Annotated in this window: 28 protein-coding genes and 1 other RNA gene; 16 read left to right on the forward strand and 13 right to left on the reverse strand. The window is 49.6% G+C overall.

The annotated features are described in order from the left end of the window. Positions 1-118 precede the first annotated feature (118 nt). Entirely contained in the window at positions 119-1,735 is a 1,617-nt protein-coding gene (gene cimA, locus M4D81_RS10845) for a citramalate synthase (protein ID WP_260066196.1), read from the forward strand. Between the two features lie 91 nt (positions 1,736-1,826). On the opposite strand, the gene M4D81_RS10850 is transcribed toward cimA, so the two are convergent. Beyond that, positions 1,827-2,378 carry a TlpA family protein disulfide reductase gene (locus M4D81_RS10850; RefSeq protein ID WP_194543881.1) on the reverse strand — a complete coding sequence of 184 codons (552 nt, stop codon included), beginning with the start codon at positions 2,376-2,378 and terminating at the stop codon, positions 1,827-1,829. 107 nt (positions 2,379-2,485) lie between these two features. Between M4D81_RS10850 and M4D81_RS10855 the strand changes: the two genes are divergently transcribed. Further along, positions 2,486-3,019: a Mov34/MPN/PAD-1 family protein gene (locus M4D81_RS10855; protein ID WP_260066198.1), complete on the forward strand. Its 534-nt coding sequence runs from the start codon at positions 2,486-2,488 to the stop codon at positions 3,017-3,019. A gap of 31 nt (positions 3,020-3,050) precedes the next feature. Here the strand turns inward: M4D81_RS10855 and M4D81_RS10860 are convergent, their stop codons facing one another. Genes M4D81_RS10860 through M4D81_RS10870 form a run of 3 tightly spaced genes read right to left on the reverse strand, consistent with a single transcriptional unit; the run spans position 3,051 to position 6,355 of the window. Next, positions 3,051-3,791 carry a 3'-5' exonuclease gene (locus M4D81_RS10860; protein WP_260066199.1) on the reverse strand — a complete coding sequence of 247 codons (741 nt, stop codon included), beginning with the start codon at positions 3,789-3,791 and terminating at the stop codon, positions 3,051-3,053. Beyond that, a complete protein-coding gene (locus M4D81_RS10865) occupies positions 3,788-4,867 on the reverse strand; it encodes a DUF294 nucleotidyltransferase-like domain-containing protein (RefSeq protein ID WP_260066201.1) in 1,080 nt (359 codons plus the stop codon). The genes M4D81_RS10860 and M4D81_RS10865 overlap by 4 nt, the downstream gene beginning before the upstream one ends. A 48-nt stretch (positions 4,868-4,915) precedes the next feature. Continuing rightward, the gene (locus tag M4D81_RS10870; protein ID WP_260066203.1) at positions 4,916-6,355 is read right to left on the reverse strand and encodes an ammonium transporter; all 1,440 of its coding nucleotides are present in this window, start codon (positions 6,353-6,355) and stop codon (positions 4,916-4,918) included. A 314-nt stretch (positions 6,356-6,669) separates the two neighbouring features. Between M4D81_RS10870 and M4D81_RS10875 the strand changes: the two genes are divergently transcribed. Both M4D81_RS10875 and M4D81_RS10880 read left to right on the forward strand, forming a co-directional pair. Further along, entirely contained in the window at positions 6,670-7,119 is a 450-nt protein-coding gene (locus M4D81_RS10875; RefSeq protein ID WP_071223103.1) for a MerR family transcriptional regulator, read from the forward strand. 42 nt (positions 7,120-7,161) lie between these two features. Continuing rightward, the gene (locus tag M4D81_RS10880; RefSeq protein WP_009594846.1) at positions 7,162-7,842 is read left to right on the forward strand and encodes a zinc metallopeptidase; all 681 of its coding nucleotides are present in this window, start codon (positions 7,162-7,164) and stop codon (positions 7,840-7,842) included. Positions 7,843-7,969: 127 nt separating this feature from the next. On the opposite strand, the gene gltC is transcribed toward M4D81_RS10880, so the two are convergent. Beyond that, positions 7,970-8,890, reverse strand: a complete 921-nt coding sequence (gltC, locus tag M4D81_RS10885) for a glutamate biosynthesis transcriptional regulator GltC (protein ID WP_071223104.1) — start codon at positions 8,888-8,890, stop codon at positions 7,970-7,972. An 89-nt stretch (positions 8,891-8,979) separates the two neighbouring features. Further along, positions 8,980-9,594: a rhomboid family intramembrane serine protease gene (locus tag M4D81_RS10890; RefSeq protein WP_194543885.1), complete on the reverse strand. Its 615-nt coding sequence runs from the start codon at positions 9,592-9,594 to the stop codon at positions 8,980-8,982. A gap of 121 nt (positions 9,595-9,715) precedes the next feature. Between M4D81_RS10890 and tpx the strand changes: the two genes are divergently transcribed. Further along, positions 9,716-10,234 carry a thiol peroxidase gene (gene tpx, locus M4D81_RS10895; RefSeq protein WP_071223106.1) on the forward strand — a complete coding sequence of 173 codons (519 nt, stop codon included), beginning with the start codon at positions 9,716-9,718 and terminating at the stop codon, positions 10,232-10,234. Between the two features lie 72 nt (positions 10,235-10,306). Here the strand turns inward: tpx and M4D81_RS10900 are convergent, their stop codons facing one another. The 3 genes from M4D81_RS10900 to M4D81_RS10910 all read right to left on the reverse strand — a co-directional run bounded on the left by M4D81_RS10900 (position 10,307) and on the right by M4D81_RS10910 (position 11,883). Then, the gene (locus M4D81_RS10900; RefSeq protein WP_006211699.1) at positions 10,307-10,699 is read right to left on the reverse strand and encodes a DUF1499 domain-containing protein; all 393 of its coding nucleotides are present in this window, start codon (positions 10,697-10,699) and stop codon (positions 10,307-10,309) included. 145 nt (positions 10,700-10,844) lie between these two features. Beyond that, positions 10,845-11,036, reverse strand: a non-coding RNA gene (gene ssrS / locus M4D81_RS10905) — 6S RNA. Positions 11,037-11,079: 43 nt separating this feature from the next. Further along, entirely contained in the window at positions 11,080-11,883 is an 804-nt protein-coding gene (locus tag M4D81_RS10910) for a YesL family protein (RefSeq protein WP_071223107.1), read from the reverse strand. A gap of 188 nt (positions 11,884-12,071) precedes the next feature. On the opposite strand from M4D81_RS10910, the gene M4D81_RS10915 reads away from it, so the two are divergent. Further along, complete coding sequence (locus tag M4D81_RS10915) at positions 12,072-12,173, forward strand: hypothetical protein (RefSeq protein ID WP_015736696.1); 102 nt, start codon at positions 12,072-12,074, stop codon at positions 12,171-12,173. Between the two features lie 190 nt (positions 12,174-12,363). On the opposite strand, the gene cshA is transcribed toward M4D81_RS10915, so the two are convergent. Further along, entirely contained in the window at positions 12,364-13,971 is a 1,608-nt protein-coding gene (gene cshA / locus M4D81_RS10920; RefSeq protein ID WP_260066209.1) for a degradosome RNA helicase CshA, read from the reverse strand. 286 nt (positions 13,972-14,257) lie between these two features. Here cshA and M4D81_RS10925 point away from each other — a divergent pair, with 286 nt between their 5' ends. The 4 genes from M4D81_RS10925 to M4D81_RS10940 all read left to right on the forward strand — a co-directional run bounded on the left by M4D81_RS10925 (position 14,258) and on the right by M4D81_RS10940 (position 18,679). Next, positions 14,258-15,079: a YitT family protein gene (locus M4D81_RS10925; protein ID WP_071223109.1), complete on the forward strand. Its 822-nt coding sequence runs from the start codon at positions 14,258-14,260 to the stop codon at positions 15,077-15,079. A 172-nt stretch (positions 15,080-15,251) separates the two neighbouring features. Further along, positions 15,252-15,446: a hypothetical protein gene (locus M4D81_RS10930; protein ID WP_071223110.1), complete on the forward strand. Its 195-nt coding sequence runs from the start codon at positions 15,252-15,254 to the stop codon at positions 15,444-15,446. Positions 15,447-15,825: 379 nt separating this feature from the next. Next, the gene (locus M4D81_RS10935; protein WP_216530202.1) at positions 15,826-17,013 is read left to right on the forward strand and encodes a putative glycoside hydrolase; all 1,188 of its coding nucleotides are present in this window, start codon (positions 15,826-15,828) and stop codon (positions 17,011-17,013) included. A gap of 268 nt (positions 17,014-17,281) precedes the next feature. Next, positions 17,282-18,679 (forward strand): MATE family efflux transporter, encoded by a 1,398-nt coding sequence (locus tag M4D81_RS10940; RefSeq protein ID WP_260066214.1) that lies wholly within the window; start codon positions 17,282-17,284, stop codon positions 18,677-18,679. Positions 18,680-18,833: 154 nt separating this feature from the next. Here the strand turns inward: M4D81_RS10940 and pfkA are convergent, their stop codons facing one another. Together pfkA and M4D81_RS10950 are read right to left on the reverse strand one after the other, a co-directional pair. Continuing rightward, positions 18,834-19,805, reverse strand: a complete 972-nt coding sequence (gene pfkA, locus M4D81_RS10945) for a 6-phosphofructokinase (RefSeq protein ID WP_071223112.1) — start codon at positions 19,803-19,805, stop codon at positions 18,834-18,836. 21 nt (positions 19,806-19,826) lie between these two features. Continuing rightward, on the reverse strand, positions 19,827-20,909 hold the full coding sequence (locus tag M4D81_RS10950; protein WP_260066216.1) for a tetraprenyl-beta-curcumene synthase family protein: 1,083 nt from the start codon (positions 20,907-20,909) through the stop codon (positions 19,827-19,829). Between the two features lie 243 nt (positions 20,910-21,152). On the opposite strand from M4D81_RS10950, the gene M4D81_RS10955 reads away from it, so the two are divergent. Continuing rightward, positions 21,153-22,343 (forward strand): MFS transporter, encoded by a 1,191-nt coding sequence (locus tag M4D81_RS10955; RefSeq protein WP_260066218.1) that lies wholly within the window; start codon positions 21,153-21,155, stop codon positions 22,341-22,343. A gap of 92 nt (positions 22,344-22,435) precedes the next feature. Here the strand turns inward: M4D81_RS10955 and M4D81_RS10960 are convergent, their stop codons facing one another. After that, positions 22,436-22,633 (reverse strand): cold shock domain-containing protein, encoded by a 198-nt coding sequence (locus tag M4D81_RS10960; RefSeq protein ID WP_006211711.1) that lies wholly within the window; start codon positions 22,631-22,633, stop codon positions 22,436-22,438. A gap of 195 nt (positions 22,634-22,828) precedes the next feature. Between M4D81_RS10960 and M4D81_RS10965 the strand changes: the two genes are divergently transcribed. The 5 genes from M4D81_RS10965 (at position 22,829) to M4D81_RS10985 (ending at position 26,750) form a co-directional block, all read left to right on the forward strand. Further along, a complete protein-coding gene (locus tag M4D81_RS10965) occupies positions 22,829-23,062 on the forward strand; it encodes a hypothetical protein (protein ID WP_071223114.1) in 234 nt (77 codons plus the stop codon). Between the two features lie 3 nt (positions 23,063-23,065). Continuing rightward, a complete protein-coding gene (locus M4D81_RS10970; protein WP_071223115.1) occupies positions 23,066-23,248 on the forward strand; it encodes a hypothetical protein in 183 nt (60 codons plus the stop codon). Positions 23,249-23,450: 202 nt separating this feature from the next. Further along, entirely contained in the window at positions 23,451-25,241 is a 1,791-nt protein-coding gene (gene pepF / locus M4D81_RS10975) for an oligoendopeptidase F (protein ID WP_071223371.1), read from the forward strand. A gap of 108 nt (positions 25,242-25,349) precedes the next feature. After that, on the forward strand, positions 25,350-25,676 hold the full coding sequence (locus M4D81_RS10980; protein WP_071223116.1) for a LapA family protein: 327 nt from the start codon (positions 25,350-25,352) through the stop codon (positions 25,674-25,676). Positions 25,677-25,715: 39 nt separating this feature from the next. Next, positions 25,716-26,750, forward strand: a complete 1,035-nt coding sequence (locus tag M4D81_RS10985) for a M42 family metallopeptidase (RefSeq protein WP_260066221.1) — start codon at positions 25,716-25,718, stop codon at positions 26,748-26,750. Positions 26,751-26,863 lie beyond the last annotated feature (113 nt).

Genomic DNA, 26,863 nt, shown 5'->3' on the forward strand with positions numbered 1-26,863 from the left:
GAATAAGCCCCGCGGGGTAAAGTTTGTTTTTTTACTCTGTTACTTTCCCGCAAAGAAATGTTATAATACAAAATTATAAACAATGCGGTCCAATCCCGGACACCCAAAGGAGGACATCATGTCTAAGTCCATTTCCATCTTTGATACGACACTTCGCGACGGAACCCAAGGCGAAGGAATCAGCTTGTCGGCGGACGACAAGGTCAAAATCGCCAAGAAACTCGATGCTCTTGGTGTTCATTATATTGAAGGCGGTATCCCGGGAAGCAACAGCAAGGACATCGAATTTTTCAAAAGAGTCCAGGATCTCGGCTTAGCCTCAAAAGTAACCGCTTTTGGCAGCACTCGCCGCAAAGGCTCCATCGCCGATCAGGATGCCAATCTGCTTCGAATTCTGGAATCCGGCGTTTCTGCGGCTACTTTGGTCGGGAAGTCATGGGATTTCCACGTCCATACTGCTCTTCAGACGACACTGGAAGAGAATCTGGCCATGATCTATGATTCAATCGCCTTCCTGAAGCAAAAGGGCCTCGAAGTGATTTTTGATGCCGAGCACTTTTTTGACGGATATAAGAACAATCCCGAATACGCAGTTGCCGTATTGTCCAAGGCTCGGGAGGCAGGTGCTGATTGGCTTGTCATGTGCGATACGAACGGCGGCAGTCTTCCGCACGAGATCACGAGCATCGTGGCATCCTTAGCGGGTCCACTACCAGGCGCTCCGCTCGGCATTCACACCCATAACGATTGCGAGCTTGCCGTTGCCAACACGCTAAGTGCCGTACAGGCCGGTGTCCAGCATGTGCAAGGAACGATGAACGGTTACGGGGAACGCTGCGGGAATGCCAACCTGTGCTCCATCATTCCGAATCTGCAGCTGAAGCTGGGATACGAGTGCATCGGAGACGATAACCTCCGCACGCTGACGAATACCGCACGGTATATCAGTGAAATCGCCAACGTCAATATGCCGGTCAACCAGCCGTATGTCGGTAACGCTGCCTTTGCCCACAAGGGAGGCATCCATGTTTCGGCGATCCTGCGCGATTCCAGAACGTACGAGCATATCGAACCGGAGAAAGTCGGAAACAAGCAGCGCGTGCTGGTATCCGAGCTTGCAGGACAGAGCAACATCGTATCGAAGGCGCAAGACATGGGTCTTAACTTTGATCCGGCTAGTGAACAATCCAAGCATATTATCGGAAAGATCAAGGATCTTGAGCATGAAGGGTATCAATTCGAGGGGGCGGACGCTTCCCTGGAGCTGCTGCTTCGAGAAGCGAACGGAGAGTTTAAGGAACTGTTTACTTTCGAATCCTTCAAAATGCTCGTAGAGAAATCAGCCGGCCAGCCGGTTGTTTCCGAAGCCTTTGTCAAAGTCAACGTTGCCGGTGAGAGCATCTACACCGCAGCGGAAGGCAACGGCCCGGTCAATGCGCTTGACAACGCGCTCCGTAAAGCGCTGGTCCAATACTTCCCGACACTCAAGGAAATGCATCTTGCTGACTATAAGGTACGGGTGCTGGATGACAAGGATGCGACGGCAGCCAAAGTACGGGTGCTCATCGAGTCCAAGAACTTCGAGAACTCCTGGAACACCGTCGGGGTTTCCAGCAACGTCATTGAGGCGAGCTGGGAAGCGCTGGTCGACAGTATGCGATATGCGCTGCTCGGTCAAATCTCACCGGAGCAGGTGCATGAGTCCGCGGCAAGGCAAGGGTTGGTTAATCACTAAGGATGCATCCAATATAAAAAGCGCGTATCCGCCATGTATGCACATGGAGGCCGCGCTTTTTTTGGTGTTTCAGCCGCTCTTCGCTTCACAATTAATTCAACAACTTAGCTATCTTTTTGCGAAGATCCTTGGGATCCGGAGCGCCAAGAATGATTTCCTGAATCACGCCGTTTCGATCAATCAGCACATTTGTCGGGAAGACCTGACCTTTATACAGCTCCTCGAACACTTCTCCTTTCGGATCGAGAAGGATTGGATAACGGAGTTCAAAATCCTTAACGAATTGACGCGCTTTCTTCTCATTGTCATATTTGGACACGTTCACGCCGTAGATTTCCAGCTCATCTGCATATTCCTCCGCCAGCTTATCGAGCTCCGGGGCTTCTTGCTTGCACGGCTCACACCAGGATGCCCAGAAATTGACAACCATCGCTTTATCGCGCGCTCCGCCGCCGGCATATGTCTTGTCGTCCATCCCCTTCAAGGTGAAGGTAGGGGCAAGCAATCCGGCTTTGGCGCCTGTCTCCGTCGGGAGCGGCTTCTCCTGCGTGAAGACAGCCTGGATATTGTCGCCGGCTTGGTTATAGATTACAGCGCCAGCCGCTACAACAAGCAGAACGAGGATGATGATGTTTCGTTTCATAGATATAGGTTCCTTTGCTAAACTTAGTTATAGTCCCTATTGTACCCTGAAACCCTGATCTTTCAAACACGCGATCCACTCTAAAATATAGCCCGGGAGGGAAAAAGATGAACCCGTCTGACATGGCCCTGGAGCAGCTTCTGCTGCACGCGGCCGTACAACAGCATATATCGGACTATACGTATGATTGTCTGCCACAGGAAGCTTGTGGTGTCCTTATCGGGCACTCCAGCGCAGCAAGGCGATCGGTAACCGTTACGCAATTTATTCCCATAAAAAATACAGCGGAGTTCCCGCTGCATTCTTTTCATCTGGACCCTGTTCAATGGACCCGCTTGGTGTTAACTGAAAAAAGAATTGTCGGATTGTTTCACAGTCACCCGGATACATTCCCTGAGCCGTCCGGCGAGGATCTGCTACAGCTTCAGTCCTTCGGCGGATTGCTCCAGGTGTATGCCATTGGATCTCCTGCAGCTCCAAACGCTCCCGATTCAAAACCATTACAGCTTCATACTTACAAAATTATTCGAGGACAAGAGACCTCAGAGTTATTCAGCAATCTGCCAACACATTCCTGGGTGCGGCCGGGATCGGAATTCTATTCCCTCGCCCCGATTCCTTGCAAGATCATAATAGCATAATAAGCTATCGCGGCAACCATCTTATTCGCGGTTACGCCTCGCTTAGATAGACATACAAATCTCCAAGCGTGGTTGCATGGCCGCGCGCCTGAATTTCTTTCATATAATTCGCCCACAGCCGGGCAGTCATTCGCGCGTCGGACAGAGCATGATGCCGGCCCTCCACGGGAATGCCGCTGCTCCGCAGCAGCTCATCCAGACTGTAGTCCTTCTGCTCAGGATATAATCTCTGCGCGAGCATCATCGTATCAAGGAGCCGATGGGTTAATCGAACCTTTGACGTCTTCCACAAGGCTGCGTTCAGGAATCCGCGGTCATGCGCAGCGGCATGGGCAACAAGCACCCTGCCTCCTATAAAAGCCATAAAATCATGCAGCCCCTCCATTAAGGGCGGGGCTGCATCAACCATATGCTGCGTAATTCCTGTCAGCTCAGCAATGAATGGGGGAACAGGAGCACCGCTGTTAACAATCATATGAAAAGTTTCGTTCTCGATCACTTGCTCGCCGATGACCTTGATTGCACCGAATGACAAAATTTCATCGCCGTGCTGGTGATTGAACCCCGTCGACTCCAGATCAAATACAACAACCTCCAGCTCGTCCAGCGGGGTACCCAGAACCTCCGGCCTCCGGTTATCCTTCATCTGGGATCGGATGAAGGCCAGCTGCTGCGCCGTCTGCGCCCCGCGCATAGAGGCGATGGCGGAATTAAAGTTACCCGAACGGAGGGATCTCCAGAAGCCCCCGTTCGATTGTCCCGGTTCAGTCATGGGTTCCTCCTCTCCGCAAAACGGTGCTCTCGCTGCAATGACCGGTGTATCCGTCTGACCACACCAAGCGTATCGCGAAGCTCGTACTGCATGGTTTTGTTCTTGAGCTGCTCCTGCGGGATATACCCGCTGCTCGTGATCAGCCCGTTCTCCAGCCGATGGGGCGTGTTATTTCTCAGCCGAAGCGCCGTCAAGAAAGCACGCTGCACGCTTTCCAGCAGCAAGTTGCCGCCCTCAAGCAGCATCACCTTTTCCATACGCTTTTGCGTCGAGGTTTCGATGATGCCTCTTTGGAGCGCCATCGTGCGAATACTGTTTACAAGTGGAATATAAACGCCATACTTTACGTCAAATTCACCGGCATGCTCACCAAACCGCTCCGTTACAATTCGCCCCATGACATTCAGCGTTGCCTTGTGCTTGACCGTGTTGCGCAGCACGGCGTTGCCGATGTTCGGGTTCAGCTCGACGGAGCTCCGGAAATGGTCGACCCATGCCTCCGTTAGCTCGCCATCTCCCGCTATATGACGGAGATCCGAAGCGATGATAAAATTGCGAATCGGCTCCCACTGCTGGTCTCCACACCACTCGCTAATCTGATTTTTCCAATCGCCAAGCTTTTTACTCCATAAAGGTTCGGAACACATCACTTTTCCCGAACATTTGGGATAGCCTGCATACTCCAGCAGGTTCGCCAGTCGAAGGCCATATTCCCGAAAGAAGGGAAGCTGTTCCTCCTCCAGCTCATCGCCAATGATCAAACCGTTGTCCTGATCGCTCCACAGCGTAGCTTCCTGCCTTCCGCTGCTGCCAAAAGCAACAAACGCATAACGCGCAGGAGGCCGGCCCAAGCCAGCCTCCCACATGTCCTGCTCACAGATTGCCGCGGCACGCTGTCCAATCAGATCGTGCATCGTATTGACGGATGCGATCCACTCTCTCAGCTCCATGTCATGACGCATCTCGATCAGATGGTTCTGACAAACGATCCGTTCATCTCGTAATTGCTGGGCTGTTGCTGCTGTCTGAATTTCCGAGAATACCGGAAACAGATTTACGGATTTCAGAGGTTTCATGCCGCGGCCTCCTTATTACATACTCAATAACCATTTAGAGTTTTATATTTATAATGCCGTATCGCTTCCAGGTACCCCTTTGCCTCCGGAACGAAACTCTGGTACTTTCCCTTCCGATTCCGCCAGAAGTTTCATTTGCTCCGGATATCCGTAAGTTCCATGTTCGCTCATATCTAGACCCACTAATTCTTCTTCCTCCGTTACACGGATACCCATCGTAATTTTCATGAGGTACAGAATAATGAATGAGATCACGAGAACGAATGCAAACGTACCGATCAGGCCCAATAGCTGAACGCCAAGCTGACCGAAGCCCCCGCCGTAGAACAAACCTTCTTTGCCTACGCCTGTAATTTCAACCAGTCTCGGTGCTGCGAACAAACCGGTGGATACAGCCCCCCACATACCGGCAATACCATGTACGGAGAATGCATATACAGGATCATCAATGCCTTTGCGGTCAAACCACTGTGCCGTAAAGAAGGTAATCGTACCGGCTACTGCACCGATAACAACAGCCGCCCAAGGTTCCACGAATGCACAGGCCCCCGTGATGGCCACAAAAGCAGCAAGAATACCGTTCAGCATGCTAGGAATATCTGCTTTGCCAAGAACCGCCCAAGAGATCAGCAATGCCGCTAGCGCACCTGCCGCAGCCGCGATATTCGTATTTAAAGCCACAAATCCGAAGAATCCGTCCGTGAGTGCGGAGATGGTGCTGCCTGGATTAAATCCGAACCAACCGATCCAGATGATGAATACGCCCAGCACCGATAATACCTGGTTGTGACCCGGAATGCTGTTAGGCTTCCCGTCCTTATTATATTTGCCAAGCCGTGGCTTCAGAAGAACGGTAGCCACCAGCGCCGCTGTAGCACCTGTCAAGTGAACGACCGTCGATCCGGCAAAGTCCTGCATACCCAGCGCTCCGAGCCAGCCGCCGCCCCATACCCAATGAGCAACAATCGGATAAATCACGATGGTGAACAGCAATCCAAACACGATATAAACGCTGAGCTTTGCCCGTTCTGCCATACCACCGCAAGCGATGGCCAAGGATACGGCAGCAAAGGATAAATGGAACAGAAACATAATGGTTGTCGGCACATCGTAAGCGGACAAGGAATCAAAAGAGCCAGCCGCATTGTCGCCACTTAAGAAAAAACCTTCAAATCCGAAAAAACTGTTCCCGTTGCCGAATGCCAGGCCAAACCCTAGTGCCCAGAAGGCGACGATCGAAATGCCGAAGGTCAGGAATGTTTTGCCTGCAACGTGGCCTGCATTCTTCATACGGACAGATCCGGCTTCCAGCAGTGCGAACCCTGCTTGCATGAAGAATACGAGCAATGCTGCCAAGAATACGAACACGGAGTTCAAACCAGCCGTTAATTCAACGTTCGTGGCTCCCCCATCAGCGGCGAATGCACTCGCCGGGAATGCAAGCAATGCGATTACTCCCGCCATTAAACCTAGCCATCTTTTTCCCATGTTTTACACTCCCCTTAATGTAAACTAATATAACATGACCTTGAATTCATATTGTCATTATAGGGGGGTTAACCAAAATCTGCAACGGTTATTTTCATAAAAAACGAAGTTTGTGTAATATAATCTAACATTAAGTGCATACAGTGCAAATCCTCAAACATCATGTATCGATTAAAAAAACTAGGCTTCAAGATTTTTGTCACAACTATGACGTTTGACTGTATGGTTCATGATCATGTATCATATTTCTATTAAAATGAAAATATAAATGCATTCATTAATTTCCAATTCAATGAAAGCTTGTGAGGTGATGAATGATGGGGATCACGAGCGGAAACCTTTTCCGGATCGGTGAACTGGCCAAAGTTGCCGGAATCAGCGAAAGAACCATTGACTATTATACGAAGCTGGGTTTGATCTCCCCTGAAAAACGGACGTTAAAAAACTACCGGTTGTACAGTTCTGAAACCTTAAGCACTCTCGAACGTATTAATCAGTTAAAGCAAGAGAAATATACTCTCGATGAGATTAAGGAGAGACTGGATCGCTGGAAGTCGGTTCCCGATGATTCTGAAATGACGGAGAAGCTAACCAAGCTCGAAATACAGATGAAACAGCTGGAACGGGATGTGAAGGAACTCAACCCGCTACTGAGTGAATTAAAGCCAAGTCAAGCCCGGGAAGTACTCGCTAACATTCTTCCTAAAGGGGCTGCTTGCATCGAGTCGCTACAAATCTTGCTGAACCAGTTCACTTCGATGTAATGGTGAAGAACCAAATAACAACTTTGTATGGGGGTATGATACATGTATTCTGACTGGATGTTTATTCTCATTATTATCGCTTTTATATTCTCGCTATGGGCCCAGTTCCGGGTCAAAGGCACGTTTAACAAATGGGCTAAGGTCGAGAACAGCACCGGCATGACAGGTTACGATGCTGCCCGGCATATGCTGGATGCCAACGGACTCCACGATGTGCCGATTGAACCGGTGCCAGGCACACTCTCCGACCACTATGATCCGACCAAACGCGTTGTGCGTTTGTCGGAGCCCGTTTATTATGAACGCACGATCTCGGCTGTCTCTGTTGCTTGTCACGAGGTTGGCCATGCGATCCAGCATGCCGAGCACTATCCGATGCTTGTAGCCCGTCACAAAATGTTCCCGGTCGTAAACTTCGCATCGGGTATCGCACCGTTTCTCTTGATTGCCGGATTCCTGTTCCAAGCCATGAACCTGGTCGGTCTCGGCATCATCTTCTTCTCTTGCGCCGTTGCCTTCCAGCTCGTCACCTTGCCGGTCGAGTTTAACGCAAGTAACCGTGCTCGTCAGCTGATGGTTCAAGAAGGCTATATCGCCAATGACGAAGAACGCGGAGTTGCTAAAGTATTGAACGCCGCGGCCTTGACCTATGTCGCTGCAGCTTTGATCTCTCTGCTCGAGTTGATCCGCTATATCATGATCTTTACGAGCAACCGGGAATAACCCAACAAAAACACAACAACAAAGGGCTTTCCTCTCTACCTGGATCGGTGGAGAAGGAAAGCCCCTCTTTTTTATATATGATATATGTTATTTTTGATTAATGAAGCCAGGTTAGGGAATTGATGCGTCAGTCCGCTTTCCCTTCCTTTTTCGGCGACGGATCAATACCAAAATATTGAAGCAGAAACGCACGGAATGCCTGAGCAACCGGTGGCAGCTTCTCGTCCGCGCGGTGGATCAGACCGATGGAACGCGTTACCTTCGGCTCCGAGATCCGGACGCGTGCCGGCTGCAGAGGATTCGTCTGGAATAGCGCCATTTCAGGAAGCAGGCTGACCCCCATACCGGCCGCAACCAGCCCGCGGATCGTATCCGTTTCCTCGCCTTCAAAAGCAATCTTCGGCGTGAACCCTGCTTCAAGACAGGCATGCCACACAATTGGACGCAAGGAGTAGCCTTTGCTGAACAGCACAAAGCGCTCCTCTTTCAACTGCTCCAGCTTGATGGACTGCTCCCCCGCAAGCGGGTGATTCGGCGGCAGAATCGCAAACAGCTCCTCTGTCAAAACGATATCCCCATCCACTTGATCATGTCGATCCGGAAACGGCGACACAAATGCCAGATCCACTTCAGCTCCAACCACGTCCCGGATCAGTGTCGGGAACATCCCCTGCTTGAACCGGAACTTCACGTTCGGATATTTCTTCCGGAATTCAGCCACAATGGACGGAATCAAATGGATGCCCAGGCTGTGCGGGAATCCGATACGGATCTCCCCCTGTTCCGGGTCCAGAAATTCATGTATCTCGACGACCGCACGGTCCAAGTCCTTCATAATGCTCTCCACCCGTTTGCAAAAAAGCTGACCTACCGGGGTTAACTGCAGATTCCGGCCTTTTTGCATGAACAAATTAACACCAAGCTCTTCTTCCAACTGATGTATTTGACGGCTGACGGCTGACTGAGCCACATGAAGCTCTTCTGCCGCTTGGGTAACGTGTTCCTTTTGCGCAACCTTTACAAAGTATTGCAACTGTCGTAATTCCACGCCTTTTATCGCTCCATTCTTATTCCCTAGAAGACTTGAAGACTTTATCAAATCATCCAATTCTATTATAACAGACCTCTAAGGTCCGATTATGTTCGACGCTTAAATAATCGAATCATGAGACCGTAGAGGAAAAATCCGCCTACCAATCCGCCGACATGCGCTACAAGGCTGACCCCTGGGGTAAACGAGAACAGTATCCCCAAAATAAGCAGGGTGAACAGCGTCTTGCGGGACGACTCATCAATGACATGCCGCTGGAACAGGGCGATGTACAGATAAGCGCCATAAGCTCCGTAAATGGCTCCTGAGGCGCCTACAAGGAAGGTGTAGTCCTCCATGCGCTCATAATAAGCCAATCCGATTACATTACCGAGAACACCGCTGAGCAGATACAGAATGGCAAACTTCCAGCTCCCCATGATTCTCTCCAGCGGGGGAACAAATACCAGCAGTGCGAAGCCGTTGAACAATACATGATCAAACCCGTTATGCAGAAACATCGCCGTAAAGTATCTCCATGCCTGATCAACGAATTGCGGCAAATCCGATAAAGCCCCATATTTCAGCAGCGTAACCGGATTTCTGGAACCGCCGTCTAAGGATGTGATCACAAACATCACCAGGTTAATGACAAGCAGCAGCGATGTAACGGGATAATAACGCAAATAACTTTTCCAATTTTCATAACGTACGAATATCATAGCATCCTCCTCATCCTAAACCAGGGCAGGGATGCTCCTAGTGGACATTCCCTTTTTAAAAAGATTATAATGTACCATGAACCTGATCACCAAACTTTGATATCCAAGGAGGAGATTTCTCATGGCTCAAGAACGTTCAGGAGCTGCCACTTTCAAAGGCAATCCTATTACACTCATCGGTCCACAGCTCAAGGCTGGTGATGCCGCGCCGGATTTTACAGTGAGCAAAAACCTGCTCGAAGACGTATCTCTTAAGGATTATGCCGGTAAAATCAAGCTGATCAGCGTCGTTCCTTCCCTCGACACCGGGGTATGCGATGCACAGACACGCCGTTTCAATGAAGAAGCTGCTGGTCTGGGCGATGATGTGGTGATCCTTACGATCAGTGCCGACCTTCCGTTCGCCCAAGCCCGTTGGTGCGGAGCTGCAGGCGTTGACCGGGTCATTACGCTCTCCGACTATAAATCGCGTTCTTTCGGTGAAGCGTATGGCGTGCTCATCAAGGAATTCCAACTCGACATGCGTTCGATCTTCGTCGTGGATACTAACGATACCATCACCTATGTTGAATACCTTGGTGAGATGACGGAGCACCCGAATTACGAAGCCGCGATCGATGCAGTAAAATCTTTGCGGTAACACGCCAAAAGCTACATACACTGCACACTTTTAAAAAGCGGGAGAGCAGCTCTCCCGCTTTTTCTTATTCTACTAAGCATCCACTTTATACTTGCTCAGTTTTTTATCCAGAACAGCGTACAGGTTCAAGATAACCCGATAGTTCGCTCCCAGATCCCCTAGGGAACCGCGGGACGCCGAATACATATCAACTGCGCTGCGAACCGGACTGATGCCGAGCACGGATACGGTAATGTCCAGTGTACGTCCAAACGAGGTTCTTTTCTCGAGCGTGATCTCTCCCACGGATTTAACCTCATGCAGAACTTTGTAACCCGGAATTTTTTTCAGTGTCGAGGAAACCTCTTCAAAACACTTTTCTTTTGAAAGATTGTAATAACGCGTCTTCAGCTTGGGATCTTTAGCACGGTCGCTTGTGCCGTCATAGCTGCGCACGATACCAATTAGAACTCGTTTTAATGACAAAGACCGTTCCTCCTTTATAAATGACCGTTCCTTTCCATACTCTAGTTTAACATTGTTTATGCTTTCAGCAAACCTTTATATATAGCAAAAAGGCACCTCTTTCACTTCGAATTCGAAATGAAAGAGGCGCCCATTCATTGACTTAACGAAACCCGCCTATGCCGTCCGGTAAACATTGTCTTCGAACCTGCATTAGCAGGTGGGTGACCGCAGAACCGCTTATGAATTCCCCTTGTCATATAGACAGGGCATTTCAGCCACGATTACGTATAGATCTCCCTAGACATCGTCATTGGTTCAAAACAACGGAAAACCGAAACGAACATCGCAGGATGTAGTCTTATTATAGGGGGTTTTGCCGGAAAAGTAAACCTCGCGTACTAAGGTTTCGATCTGTTCTCTCCCTTTTTGGCAGATTCCATGCTTTCCAGAAGAGCTTGTTCGGTTTCGGACTCCTCTTCCTCCGCTTTCTTCATCTTCTCCTGCTGTTCCTGCATTTTGGTGAAGGTGGCATAGAAATTAAAGAATGCGAACAATGCCATCAGGCAGAACAGGAAGAACACGAACAGCACCGGCATCTGCGTGCCGATATACGCCAAGACAGCGCTTCCGATCAAAGTCGAAAATACGCGGAACGGACGAATCAATGTCAGCAGCACCGCATTTTTCAACAGCTGCGTCGTTTTCATTTCATAATGAACGGTCATGGAGAAGAAATTAAACAGGGAGACAAACAGCACGATAAGCAGCACGAGCATCACAATGCCGACAAGCTGGAAACCATCTAGCTGCGTCATATAAACCGTGTAATCCACGTACATAATCACGAACAGCAGCGTATAAAAAATGCCGCCGATCATGCTCTGCTTGTAATTTTCCTTATAACCCTTGAAGAACGTTTTAAATACGGACACGTCCGGATTGCCCATTACCCATTTGCGTACAACGGTAAATAAAGCCGCCGTAGCCGGAAACAAAACAAACGGTGATAATATCCCCAGAACCCAGTTCGACAGCAGCTGCTCATTATGCGCATCCGGTGTCTGAACGGCCATCAGGAATTTGGTTAGAACGATAAACAGGAAAGGCGATGTACAAATAACCCACAAAATGTTCGAAAAAGCAATACGGGTAATCCACTCGGTGAGCTTGTATAAGCCACCCATGGCTCCTTTCATTTCCAAATCCGTTTCCTCCTCACTCAAATCATGCATGTATCTATTAATATACCTTATTTTGTACATGCATTGCCAGAGCCTAATTTATACGATACTGGGCGTTTATCCAAACCAGCGCCCCTGTTTCTCCATACGATATCACGTAATCCGTTCAACAAGCTTGATTTTCCAAATTTAAAGAGGAGGGATTATATATGTCTTGTGAAGGCGGCGGTTACGGCTACGGAAATAATGTTGGTATTGTGCTGGTTCTGTTCATTCTCCTTGTCATTATTCTCAGCACATTCTACATCTAATGTCTCTTTGAATCATTGAGTGAAACAGATCAGCTGGTATTGCTCTAAAACTGCGAGTTTAAAGGGGATGCACCCTGGGTGCATCTTCTTTAAACATGAATAAAAGACGAAGCGCGGCTCCACCTGGCGTGGGCAGCTGCTTCGTCTTTTATATTTGGCTTCTTCAATCAAAAGAAATTACGCGTATATATTATTCGTCTCCGCCCCGGTTAGGACGACGCTCGCCGCCGCTGTAGGAACGAGGTTTACGGTCACCGCTATTGTTGCGGTCACGGTTGTAGCCACCGCCCTCGCGGTTGCCATAACTGCTGCCGCCACCATCACGGTTGTATCCGCCTTTGGAGTAGCCGCCACGGTTACCACCACCACCGCTGCCGCTACCGCCATCACGGCGATATCCGCCGCCGCTGCTGCGGCCGCCATAGCCACCGCTTGGCTTGCGACCATTGCGGATGTCCGGCTTCCGGCGTTTAGCACGGATCGGATCTTCAGGCGTCAGATGAATATCGGATGCTTCCTTCTTGTCGCCTGTCAGGATTTTCATTGCAGCTGCCAGCAGCTGTACGGAATCGTACTGCTCCAGCAATTGAATCGCAAGACCTTTGTATTCGGTCAATTCACCCTGGTCAATGATTTCAAGCACTCGCTCAGCGATGATACGCTGTTTGCCTTCAATCGCTTCGGCAATCGTTGGCAACGGCTTGCGTGGAATACGGTGACGAGTCACACGCTCGATGAAATACAGATGATCCATTTCACGCGGTGTCACGAAGGACCAAGCCGTACCTTCCTTACCCGCACGGCCTGTACGTCCGATACGGTGTACATAACTTTCCGGATCTTGCGGCAAGTCAAAGTTTACAACATGGGTAACGCCGGATACGTCGAGACCGCGTGCTGCCACATCGGTTGCCACGAGGACATCGATGCTTCCGTCACGGAATTTACGCATAACGGTATCGCGTTGGTGCTGGGACAAGTCGCCATGAAGACCATCTGCCGAGTACCCGCGTTTTTGCAATGCTTCTGCCAATTCGTCAACCCGGCGCTTGGTACGTCCAAAGACGATCGCTAGCTCAGGTGACTCCATATCCAGAAGGCGGCTCAATGCTTCGAATTTTTGACGTTCAGGAACTTCGATATATGCTTGATCGATCAGAGGTGCACTAACGTGCTTAGGAATAACGGATACATGCTCAGGTTCCTTAAGGAACTGGGATGCCAGCTTCTGAATGTTAGCCGGCATAGTTGCGGAGAACAGCAAGGTTTGACGTTCTTCAGGAACAAGCTTCAGGATCGACTGGATGTCTTCCATGAAGCCCATGTCCAGCATTTCATCCGCTTCATCCAATACAACGGTTTGGACATCGTCAAGTCGGATGGTTTTTCTGTTGATGTGGTCAAGTAGACGACCTGGTGTGCCGATAATAATCTGAGGCTTCTTTTTCAAAGCGCGGATCTGACGCCCGATATCCTGTCCACCATAAATAGCCAAGGAACGGATTCCTTTAAAACGGGACAGTTTACCGATTTCTTCAGCAACCTGGATGGCAAGTTCACGGGTCGGTGTCATAATCAGAGCGACGATACGCTCCTCTTCCTTGGCGATTTTGTGGATAAGAGGAAGGCCGAATGCTGCTGTCTTACCAGTACCCGTCTGTGCTTGTCCAATCATATCCTTGCCGGTAAGAGCAATCGGAATGGATTGGGATTGGATCGGTGTGGCTTCCTCAAAGCCAAGTTCAGTAATTGCTTGCAGCACGCGCGGCTCCAAGCCAAAATCTGCGAAATTTTTCAATAGGTTCATACTCCTTCTATCTGTGGACTTCCACTTTCTTCTCTGTATTCTTAAGTAGTGGTAACGTTTATAGGCTTTCCCGGCCAGCAGGATTTTCTGCACGAGGTGAACCGGTATATTTCTCTTATCACCAGTATGATGACTGGTTAATGTATAATCATCCTGATAAGCTTGCAAAGTTATCAATGTAACGGACTACTCAAGAATATCCAATACATTATATCACAAAACATTTCTGGAATACCAGCAAGCTTAAAGAAGTCATAATAACCGGGAGGTGATTCCTATGTTGAAGCGTCTATGGACCTATTTCTCGATCGTGTTCGGCGGCATCATTATCGCCGGCGGATTTAATTTGTTTCTGATTCCCCATCATCTGCTCAGCGGAGGCGTTTCCGGCGTGGCCCTAATTATCGGCTACTTTACGCCGCTTAATATCAGCGTCATGTATTTTGTGCTCAATATCCCGATTCTTATCACCGGTTGGTTCAAGCTCGGCAAAAGGTTCGTTGGTCTCAGCGTTCTCTCGGTTATTGTGACTACCCTGTTCCTAGAGCTCATTCCGGTCACCCCGGTTGCAACCGACATGCTGCTGTCCTCGGTGTTCGGCGGCGTGCTTGTCGGATTCGGTACCGGTCTCTCCTTTCGGGTTGGCGGTTCCACCGGGGGCTTTGATATTATCGGCTCCCTCGTTACGAAATATCGGGACTTCCCCGTAGGAAGTGTACTCGTGACGCTGAACGCCATCGTCATTATGGCGGTTGCTTATTTGGAAAACGACTGGAACCTGGCCCTTGCCTCCATGGCCTCCATCTATATTGCCGGAAAAATGGTCGATATGCTCCACGTCAGTCATATCAAGGTTACCGTCTTTATCGTAACGAACCAGACGGAAGCCCTGCTGGAGAAGCTGCTTAAGCGCCCCCGCGGCATCACCAAGATCAAAACCGAGGGGGCCTTCAGTCATAAAGAAAAGGATATGCTTATGACCGTCACGACGCGATATGAGCTGGCTGAGCTAAAACAGATTATTACAGAGACAGATCCACTGGCCTTTGTTAATATCGTGGAAACCACGGCTGTCATGGGGCAATTCCGCAAGAACTAAATATTTACCACCTGTCAGGGTAAGGTAAATTTGTGGTATAATATTTGTGCGCGGTTCCTACAATATTCATGAGATCTGTTTCCCGGGCATCGCTTTGGCCCAATTTTAATTGTTTTTCCGTTTTACAAAAGAACGTCCTGCCTAACCAATTTGGAAGGAAAGGGTGATTTTTATGGAAATGGAAACGGTAAAATTGTCACAAATCGTCATGAAGTGGTTCCCGGAAATGTTATCGTTCTTTAGACAGAACGAACTGAATTCCATGATCGTTCTTAGGGACGGGCTGAGTATTCTGGAGCAGGAGGACGCTCTTGAAATTATTCAGTTCAGCATTTGCGAGCATCAGAACCAAACGCCGCTTCATTAATTTTTATGCAACACGTGAATATCGCACGACAAGTGCCGTTATTCTCCGGTAAAATTCACCGGTGAGTAACGGCATTTTTTTATGGATAAATGTAAATTCTATAAGCACGTCATTTCCACCAGTTACAATGTAAACGCTATCCGCCTTCTTTCGGGTATTATACTCCGATGCTAGTCACTCCCCAAGTTCACACGTTGTTCACGGCCACCTGCCATAAATGTCGATATTTAGCGTTTAAAACGCCCTTGACCCGTTTAATGAACTAAGTACGCTCACCCGCCGTTTCCAATTTATTGTCGATTGTAACAATCCTGTTCTTTTTGAAGGCATCCGTTCCTTTATAATCATGATGTGAATGTACACAAGGGAGAGAGTAATTATGAATATCATCTTGGCTTTATTCATCTTGGCGTCCGCGGGCTTCGGCGGTTCCAGTCCGCAAGACAACAATCTTACCGCCAAACTTCAGGCATCGTTAAATACCGCCGTGATTCAGGGCATGCACCAAAAGAACAATCAAGGCCAGGGCCAATCCGGCATCAAGCCAAACACGACGGAAATCGATCCGCAGATTGACGCTCCCAAAGTCAAAGGCATTTATGTAACGGCTTATAGCGCAGGCGGCTCCAGAATGAATCAGCTCGTGGATCTTATGGACAAGACCGAACTCAATGCCATGGTCATTGACATCAAGGACGATGAAGGATACATAACGTACAAAACCGATAATCCGAAGCTGAAGGAACTCGGTAAATCCCAGCCTTTTATCAAAGACATCAAACAGCTGATGAAGCGGCTGGAGAAACACGATATTTATCCGATCGCCCGAGTTGTCGTGTTCAAGGATACCATTCTTGCCAAGAAAAACCCGGAGCTTTCCTTCCGTAAAGGAGACGGCAGCGTGTGGACCAATGGCGGGGGCGACAGCTTCGTTAACCCGTACAGCAAAGAGGTATGGGATTACAACATCGAGATCGCCAAGGAAGCTGCCAAACTCGGGTTCAAGGAAATCCAGTTTGATTATGTCCGTTTTCCGGAGGGCTTTGAGAAACGCGCCGATTCCCTGAAGTACACCAAAACGGATCAATCGCGCGTGGACGTGGTATCCGATTTTGTGCAGTATGCCCGGGAAGAACTCGCGCCGCTTGGCATCCGCGTATCCGTTGACATCTTCGGCTATGCGGCCTCGGTGCCTGCAGCAGAAGGCATCGGGCAGGACTTCGTCAAAATTTCCAAAAACGTCGATATCATCAGTCCGATGGTATACCCAAGCCATTACACGGCAGGCTGGTTCGGCTCTCCTGTACCGGACAAGGCTCCTTACCAGACCATCAAGGGATCCATGGAAGATACCCACAAGAAGCTCGAGGAGCTGGGAGAGCAGAAGCCGATCATCCGGCCATGGATTCAGGACTTTACCGCGAGCTGGCTCGGAAGCGGTAATTATGCCAAGTACGGCAAAAAGGAAATCGAAGAGCAGATTCGCGCCCTCAAAGATACAAACGTCGATGAATATTTACTCTGGAATGCTTCAAACCGGTATACGGAAGGCGTCACTCATAAATAATTCAATTATCCATTCGCAAAGGGTCGGCCATCAACATGGCCGGCCCTTTCTGCGTTCAAGCAGTTCGGTGAACTCTCTTGACAGCAGATGCTATGATGATGGGTAGGGCTGGCTTGCCCCTTAATCTGTCAAATTGACGCACTCCAATTCAACGATTGGTTGAGTTTTGAGTCGCCGCTCAATAAGCCAGTTATTGTCCCCAACCATAGCAGAACCCTACAATATGGGGGCACCGTCCGAAAACTACAATAAGAAAGGCACATCGCACATGCAACCGACCACGACAACACGGGGAAAGCTGAAGCAATTTGCAATCATTCTTATCCCCATCTTAATTACGCAGCTAGCCTTATCGGCCATTACTTTTTTCGACACCAACATGTCCGGAAAATTCAGCTCGGCCGACCTGGCAGGCGTAGCAATCGCGACAAGCATCTGGATCCCGGTCCAAACCGGCCTTAGCGGAATTCTGATGGGGATCACCCCCATCGTTTCGCAGCTCGTTGGCGGGCGAGTGGAAAAAAAGATCGCTTACCAAGTGAACCAGGCGCTCTGGCTGTCCATCTTACTTGCCATCGTCGTCCTTGCGATCGGGTATGCCGTTGTACCGAGCATTCTCGGAGCCATGAGCCTGGAGCCGGAAGTTCGGCGGATTGCCTCCCAGTTTCTCGCCGCCATCTCGATCGGCATCATTCCGCTGTTCGCTTATACCGTACTGCGCAGTTTTATTGATGCGCTCGGGCAAACTAAAATTTCCATGGTGATCACGCTGATTACCCTGCCGGTGAACGTAGGTCTGAATGCACTGTTCATTTATGGATTCTGGGGCTTTCCAAGAATGGGGGGCGTGGGCGCCGGTATCGCTTCCGCGATTACATACTGGACCGTGCTCATCATCGCCATTTTGATCATCCATAACAGCCACCCGTTCTCTTCATTCGGCATCTTCAGGCAGCTTCAGGGAGTTTCATTGAGCGCATGGAAAAGCCTATTAAAAATCGGCGTGCCGATCGGGTTCTCCATCTTTCTGGAGACCGCCGTCTTCGCTGCGGTGACGCTGCTTATGAGCAGCTTTGATACGGCAACGATTGCCGCTCACCAAGCGGCCCTGAATTTCGCTACAACACTGTATATGCTGCCATTAAGCATATGCATGAGTCTGACCATCCTTGTAGGCTTCGAGGCCGGCTCGGGACGGATGAAGGATGCCTGGAAGTACGCGAAACTCGGCATCAACACAGCCGTTATCCTGTCGCTGATCACGGCTGTCATCCTGTTTATGGCCGGCCGCCAGGTTGCCGGATTATATTCCAACGAGCCTGCCGTCGTGGCGCTGATCCAGCAGTTTCTGCTGTTTGCGATCTTCTTTCAGATCTCGGACGCGATCGCCACGCCGACCCAAGGAGCGCTGCGGGGCTATAAAGACGTTAATGTCGCCTTCATGCTCGCTTTTCTATCGTTTTGGGTGATTGGTCTGCCCGTAGGTTATGTGCTCGCCAACTACACCGATTGGCAAGCCTTCGGCTACTGGATCGGGTTAATCACGGGCCTTGCCGTCGGCGCTGCCCTGATGCTTATGCGTCTGGTCAAAGTTCAACGCAAGTTCGCACGTCAGGTACATGCTCCATCCCGATCCGCATCCTATCGTCAGTCGAAGAGCCTCTAAGAGAAGAGACACCGTATTCTGCGGGAGTTTTTCTTGCGAAATATGGCTGGCAAGCCGCTGAAGCTTCTGATTTCTTTACCGCTACAAAAAGACCGTCTCCATGCAGAATGCATTCTGCAATGAGAGACGGTCTTTTTGATGACGTGTGCTGATTTTATTGAGACAACCGCAATGCCAGGTCGTAAAGCTCACGGTTAAATTCTTTCTTCGTGTTAACGACCTTGTCAATATCCGTGAGGACCAGCTCGCCCTTAATGATGCCGCATCCTTTATCGGATTGGCCGTCAATCAGACTACGAACCGCAAAATCGCCAAGACGGCTTGCCAGATTGCGGTCAAACGGAGTTGGAGCTCCACCACGCTGGATATGTCCGAGCACCGTTACCCGTGCGTCGATCGAGGCGTGGCACTCTTTAAGATCACATACGATGTCCTCGCCGCGTCCGACGCCTTCCGCTACGATGATGATGCTGTGACGCTTGCCTTTTGCGAAATTCTCGCGCAAACGGTTTGCCACTTCATCAAGGTTGTACTCCACTTCCGGCACCAGAATGGTCTCTGCGCCTGAAGCAAGGCCCGCATGGAGCGCAATGTCGCCGCAGTGGCGTCCCATAACCTCTACAACGGACGAGCGCGCATGGGAAGACATCGTGTCGCGTAATTTATTAACGGCGTCTACAACGACGCTCACGGCTGTGTCAAAGCCGATTGTATAGTCCGTATAGGAAATATCGTTATCAATCGTGCCCGGAAGGCCCATGGTTTTGATTCCGAGTTTGCTGAGCTTGTTCGCCCCGTGGTAAGAGCCGTCCCCTCCGATAACGACCAAGCCGTCGATGCCGTGCTGATTCAGAATGTCGGCACCCTTCTGCTGTCCTTCCGCCGTCTTGAACTCTTCACAGCGGGCGGAACGAAGGATTGTGCCTCCGCGCTGAATAATATCCCCTACGCTGCGAAGATCCATTTTGACGATGTCGTTCTCCAGAAGTCCTTGGTAACCACGCTGAATTCCATATACTTCAAGACCATAATACAGACCGCTGCGCACAACCGCGCGAAGCGCCGCGTTCATCCCTTGGGAATCGCCACCACTTGTAAGAACTGCAATTTTTTTAACCTCTGCCATGTTTCTTTTCCTCCTTCAATGTCACTCATGCTTATGCTTGCGAATCCATCGGCTGTTGACGTAGAAAAAAATCCGGGTCATCGGACTCTTCTTCATCAAACGCTTGGATACGGAGCGAACCAGTTGCTGCTCGCTGACTTTTGGATCGGATAAATATAACGCCAGTAACCCCTCAATGATCATACGATGAAAAGGGGTCGAGGGAATCGTTCTGACATCCTTCCGGGCCCACTCAACAATGGAAGCTATCCGGTTCAGCATCGTATCGGCATCTTCGTAATAATTACAAAAGTTCAGATCGCCGCCCAGCCTGTCTTCGTCTTGATCAATAAGATAATCCAGCATAATGTGGAGACTGCATACATTCGGAAAATAAGACGCATGGATGGACGAAGCATCCTCGTCATCCAGAAACGGATCGGTTGCAGCCAAGAATAGCATGAACACGCCCAAGGTTGATCCCGTTGCTGCCGCAAACTCGTTCCACCGCAGATGCGGTGTCCGGTGGGCATGCTGGGACCACCATTCAAGCAATGCCGCTTCCCTCTTATCCGGATGGATGTGCTTGTATACCTGCAAATCGGTATACAGCCCAGCCAAATCCCTTATGTAGGGCTTTGCCGCTTCATATCCTGATAATTGACCGATACAATCCCGGCATTTCTGCACAAGACGGAATAGGTAACCTCCATCCTCCCTTTCGGTCCGGAGGGCGTAATAATCGGCCGGCTCAGTCTCAGGCGAAACGGCATCCAGCATCGACTGATGGAGCTGTCTGAAATCCGCTGGGTCCAGCGAAGTACTACGGTCACATAAATTATCGAGATAATCGCTAATTGTCTGGTAAGCTACAATCAATGGAATGAGAATATGCTTCTCCGGCAGATTGGCTGCGGCATACACCGCGCCGCCCTGGCAGTGAAATCTTTTGGTATCTATACTGGCCAGTGCCTGCTTTCGTAGCTCCTCATCCGGAATTTGCTCAGCCTCCCGGCGCCACTTCTCCAATTCGATCCGCACTTCCGGGAGTATGAATTTGTACACCCGGCTCATCAGCCCGACCGGACTGCGCGGAACCTTACGGCTTAGCTCTTGATTATTCAATGAACTCTGCCTCCACATGGTTGTCTTTTTATACCTATCCAAATCAAACCTATTATAATATGATCGTTCATTTTGCACAAATAACACAAATCATTGACGACCCATGTCAGTAAACGCATCTTATAATCCATCTATCTCCATTCTGCGATATGTTATATACTAGTCGGAGCTGAATAACAGACCATGAACCTCACGAATAACGTTATCTACGCCGGGTTCGTGAAAAGAACGGAGATCCCCAGCATGAAACTTCCTGCTACGCCCAGACCGGATCAGAACTGGCTGCGCGCCTTTATGTTTACGATATTTGGCACGACAGCCCTTGTCATTTCCTATTTTCCGCTATATTTCAAAGAAATCGGCTTCAGCAGCGCGCAGATCGGTTATCTGTATGCCATCGGCCCGCTTATATCCATGTTCTCCAATATGATTTGGAGTTACACCAGTGACAAATACCGGACCATCAAACGCATCATGAACATTCTCATTATCGGACAGCTTGTCACGATGCTTGTTTTATGGCAGGTTGCAAGCTTCGGCGTAGTATTGATCACGATCAGTTTATTTTATTTTTTCTACTATCCGGTCTATCCGCTGGCGGATACGATGGCCATCCAAACGGCACAGAGGTACGGACGCAGCTTTACCGTTATTCGCGTATTCGGCTCACTCGGCTACGCATTCTTCGCGCTTGCCATCGGATATGCCATCAGTGCCGCGGGTGCGTCGGCCACATTGGCTATCGGCATCGGCATCGGCGTGTTCACGCTGCTCTGCTCGTTTCTTCTCCGCGACGGAGTTGCTGCCAAGTCGGAGCCTGTCGAGCTGGCAGCCCTTCTCAAAATATTGCGTTCCAAAGAAATATTGTGGTTCTTCGGCTGCACCTTCTGTCTTGCCATCGCCCACCGGATGAATGAAGCCTTTCTTACGCTTACCTTATCCGAGCTGGGAGCGGGCGAAGGACTCATCGGCTGGTCCTTGATGGTCTCGGCTGCCAGCGAGATCCCGATTTTCTTCCTGCTGAGCAAGTATGGCGACAAGATGAAGGAGCTACCTCTGCTGACTTTTGCAAGCCTGATGTTCGCGCTCCGTTTCCTGCTCATGGCCCTTGCGGCTGACCCGTTATCCGTGCTTGCGGTTCAATCGCTTCACAGCATTACCTTCGGCGTGTTCTATGTAACCGCCGTGCGCTATATTACAAGGATCATTCCTTGGCAGTACCGCGCGACCGGCATGGCTCTATTCATTATCTTCTGGTCAAGCGTTTCAGGACTACTCAGCGGAGCCTTCGGTGGTCTGCTGTTCGAAGCGGCGGGAAGACCGGCCTTCTATCAGCTCGCAGCCCTCCTCGCCTTTATCGCCGGTCTCGGTTTTCTTTACCGACATCTTTTTGCCAAGCCGGAGGATATGAATGTCGGCGGAATCAGCGCTTGACCCATACGAATACAAAAAAGCACAGTTCTCTAAACCGAGAACTGTGCTTCATGCCTTGGTAATTCTATAAGATCTCCGTATTGGGAGCTAACTTACAGTTTTGTTACGTTGGCTGCTTGAGGACCACGGTTACCTTCAGTGATGTCGAACTCAACCGCTTGACCTTCTTCCAAACTCTTGAAGCCTTCTTCTTGAATTGCGGAGAAGTGTACGAATACATCCTCGCCACCTTCAACGGAAATGAAGCCGTAACCTTTTTCTGCGTTAAACCATTTAACTGTACCTTTCAAATGAACAACCTCCTAAAAATACCGCCATCTATGGCGAATATCCATATTATATCCCATGTTTTCTGACAATGCAATCCGTCAATTCGCCCTAAGGGGCTTTTTTAAGCCACTATTTTAACAGAAGATTATTTGCTTTTACGCCCGCCTGTGCGTTATCATTTACCCAAAAGCCTAAGTAGCAAACGGAGAATGCATATGATCAAAAAACATGAAATATACAAAAAAGACAAGTGGAACATGATGACGGTTGAAGTTCAGGGCCGGTACATCGTTCTCCGCGAAATTTCTGACCAGTGGGGTGAAGAGACCCATACCTTTCTGAGTCGTCCAGCCTTGATGCACTGGGCTCAAAACCGTTTTCCCAAAGCAGATTTTGAAGGCCGGGAAGATGAGTGGAGAGAAATGATGGCTGCTTTTAAGCAGGTGTAACGAATGGATTATACGAATATTGTCATCTTCATTATTCTCGCGTTCAGTCTCGGTGCCATCATGATCATGTACCGGGATAAGATACCGCCGGGACTGAGGAAGGGGATGGCCCTGATTGCCGTCGCCTTCATCTTGTTTGCCTTTTACCTTATTGTATACAGTTTCTTGAATCTGGGTTCCTCGTAAATTTATAGGATGAAAGTGGCGGGTACGCGGCATACTATCGCTCGGATGCTTCAATTCGAGGAGGTATGATGCCATGAGAGGCGCCAAGGTGCTCTCCATTACGATTGCAATCAGCCTGATCGCTCTATCGACTGCCCGCAACGAAGTCTTATCTGAAGGAACCCGGACTCCAACTAATACCTATCATTCAAGGAGGATTTCCATGGAACAATTGTTAAAACGCGCTGATGTCCCTAAAGAGCATCAATGGAAGCTTGAAGATTTATTCGCTGATCAGAAGGCATGGGATGCGAGCTATGCGGAGCTGAAGAATCTTTTGAAACGCACAGCCGATTATCAAGGCAAGTTAACCAACGCGGCTTCCATTAAGGAATGCTTCGAACTTGAGGACGAAATCTCATATCATGCCGAACGTTTATACGTATATGCTCATATGCATCATGATGAGGATACAGCAAACCCTACATATCAGGCGTTATCTGCCAAAGCCAAAAAATTGAATGTCGAAGCTGGAGAAGCCCTCTCCTTCATCACGCCGGAAATTCTGTCCTTGTCCGAAACGGAGCTTGACAAACTGATTGAAGATCCTACCCTCAAGGAATTCAAGTTTACGCTTTCCGAAATGAAACGGGAGAAGGCTCATGTTCTGTCCAAGACCGAAGAAGCGCTGCTCGCTCAGGTCGGCAACCTCTCCTCTGCGCCGCAGACCATTTTCGGCATGCTGAACAATGCGGACATGAAATTCCCGAAAATCAAAAACGAGGACGGCAAGGAAGTCGAGCTCACGCACGGCAACTATATTCAATTCCTGGAGAGTCCGAACCGCGAAGTTCGCGAACGTGCTTTCAAAGCCGTGTACGAAACCTATGGCAAGCAGAAGAACACGATTGCGGCTACGCTGAATGCCAATGTAAACAAAAATATTTTCTATTCCCGCGTGCGCAAGTACCCTTCCGTTCTGGAAATGGCGCTCTATGGCGATAACATTCCGAAGGAAGTCTATACCAACCTGATCGACACCATTCACGAGAGCCTGCCGCTCCTCCACCGCTACATGGAGCTCCGCAAGAAGCTTCTGGGCGTGGATGAGCTTCACATGTACGATTTGTTCGCACCGCTCGTTGAAGAGTATAAGTGGGATATCACTTACGAAGAAGCGAAGCAAATGACCAAGGAAGGCTTGACGCCGCTTGGCGAAGATTATCTGAGCAGCCTGCAGGCGGGATATGACAACGGCTGGATCGATGTATATGAGAACGAGAACAAACGGACTGGCGCATACAGCTGGGGCGCTTACGGCACCCACCCATATGTGCTGCTGAACCATAAAGATAACCTGAACAGCATGTTTACCCTTGCACACGAGATGGGTCATGCGCTTCACTCTTACTATTCCGACAACGCTCTGAAATACCGTGACGCCCAGTACACCATCTTCCTGGCTGAAGTGGCATCTACCACGAACGAAGCGTTGCTGATGGATTACCTGCTGAAAAACGCCAAGGATCCGAAGCAGAAAATGTACCTGCTCACCTACTATGCCGATCAATTCCGGACCACGGTATTCCGTCAAACGATGTTTGCCGAGTTCGAGAAGATTGTGCACGAACGCGCGGAGGGCGGCGAATCCCTGACTCCTCAGGATCTATCCGACATCTATTATGAGCTGAACGTGAAATATCACGGTAAAGGCATGCAGGTAGATAAGGAGATCGGAATGGAATGGGCGCGAATTCCTCATTTCTACAACAGCTTCTATGTTTACAAATATGCGACCGGCTTCTCGGCTGCGACCAGCTTCTCCAAGCAAATCCTTGAGGAAGGCCAGCCTGCCGTTGACCGTTACCTCGGCTTCCTGAAGAGCGGCGGCAGTGATTACTCCATTAACATTCTCAAGAAGGCCGGCGTGGATATGTCCTCGCCGGAGCCGATTCGTGAAGCGATGAGCGTGTTTGAAGACATCATCAGCCAAATGGAGCAATTGACGAAATAAACAGCCGCTATGGCAGTATGAGCGTATCTCAATTGACCAGTGGAATAAAATCCCTTGCCCTTTACAGGCAAGGGATTTTATACTGTTTGGAGGAAGGAGGTGTTCCCCATGAAAATTCAATGGTCGCTAATCGCAGCCTTATTGTTTGCCCTGATTACGGCTGTATTCGCCGTCATCAATGTCAAACCGGTCGCAGTGAATTTATTATTCGGCACAGTCAATGTACCGCTGATTCTGCTGATTATCGGGTGCTCGCTGATCGGGGGACTCATTGTCGGCACGTTCGGCATTTACCGTCAATATCAAATGCAGAAGGAGATCCGTTCGTTAGCCGAGCAACTTATACATATCCGTGAAGTAACGGGATACACCCCTGAAGTACAAGCTGCGGAAGAGGAAAGCAAGAAAGAACAGAAGGACGCCCCCGCTGAATAGGGAAGGCTGTTCGATTGAACCAAGGAGGCTGAACAATTAATGGCGATACAACCGAATGAAACTTACGTGCTGAACCTGCTAAAAGAACTGCTCGATACACCGAGCCCAACCGGATATACCCATGACATCATGAAGCGGATCGAACAGGAAGCCGCAACGCTTGATGTTTCGCTCGAATGGAATGAAAAAGGCGGCGCCATTCTGTCCGTTCCCGGACAAGACGGCAGCCGTACGGTTGGTCTGAGCGCCCATGTGGACACGCTTGGCGCGATGGTTCGTGCCGTGAAATCAGAGGGCACGCTCCGTCTTACCTCCGTTGGCGGATACATGATGAACAGCATTGAGAATGAATACTGCATCATCCATACCCGCAGCGGCAAGAAATATACGGGCACGATCCTGTCCACGCATCCTTCTGTCCACGTATACAGCGATGCACGCGATTTCAAGCGCCAGGAAGCCCATATGGAGGTCCGGATCGACGAAATGGTGGAGTCGGCCGATGATGTGAAGAAACTCGGCATCGGGGTTGGAGATTTTGTTTCCTTTGATGCCCGTGCGGTCATTACGCCAAGCGGTTACATCAAATCGCGCCATCTGGATGACAAAGCCAGCGTCGCTACCCTCTTCGGCTTGCTCGAAAGCATGAAGCGGGATAACTGGAAACCTAAACATAATGTGAAGCTTCTCATCTCGAACTATGAAGAAGTGGGACATGGCGCGGCTTACATTCCTGCCGACATCAATGAGATGATTGCGGTCGATATGGGCTGCATCGGCGATGACCTGAGCTGCAAGGAAACCGATGTATCCATCTGCGCGAAGGATTCATCCGGTCCCTATGACTATAACATGACCAGCCGTTTGATCCAGTTGGCCGAAAGCGAAGGCATTGCGTATGCGGTGGATGTCTACCCTCATTACGGCTCTGACGCTTCTGCAGCGCTTTCCGCGGGCAGCAACATCAAGGCCGCGCTGATCGGTCCCGGCGTCCATGCATCCCATGCAATGGAAAGAACGCATAAACAAGCCGTTCTTAACACCGTAAAGCTGCTGGCGGCCTACGTCAGTTGATCATTTTATAAACAACGTCTGTTCGCGTTCTTTCACAAAAAACCATCCTCTCTTTAGAAGATGTTGTTGCTGTATGATCAAAATGGTTCAGCCACGCTGGCCTTATACTAACA

Source organism: Paenibacillus sp. p3-SID867, assembly GCF_025142895.1.
Taxonomy (GTDB): domain Bacteria; phylum Bacillota; class Bacilli; order Paenibacillales; family Paenibacillaceae; genus Paenibacillus_AQ.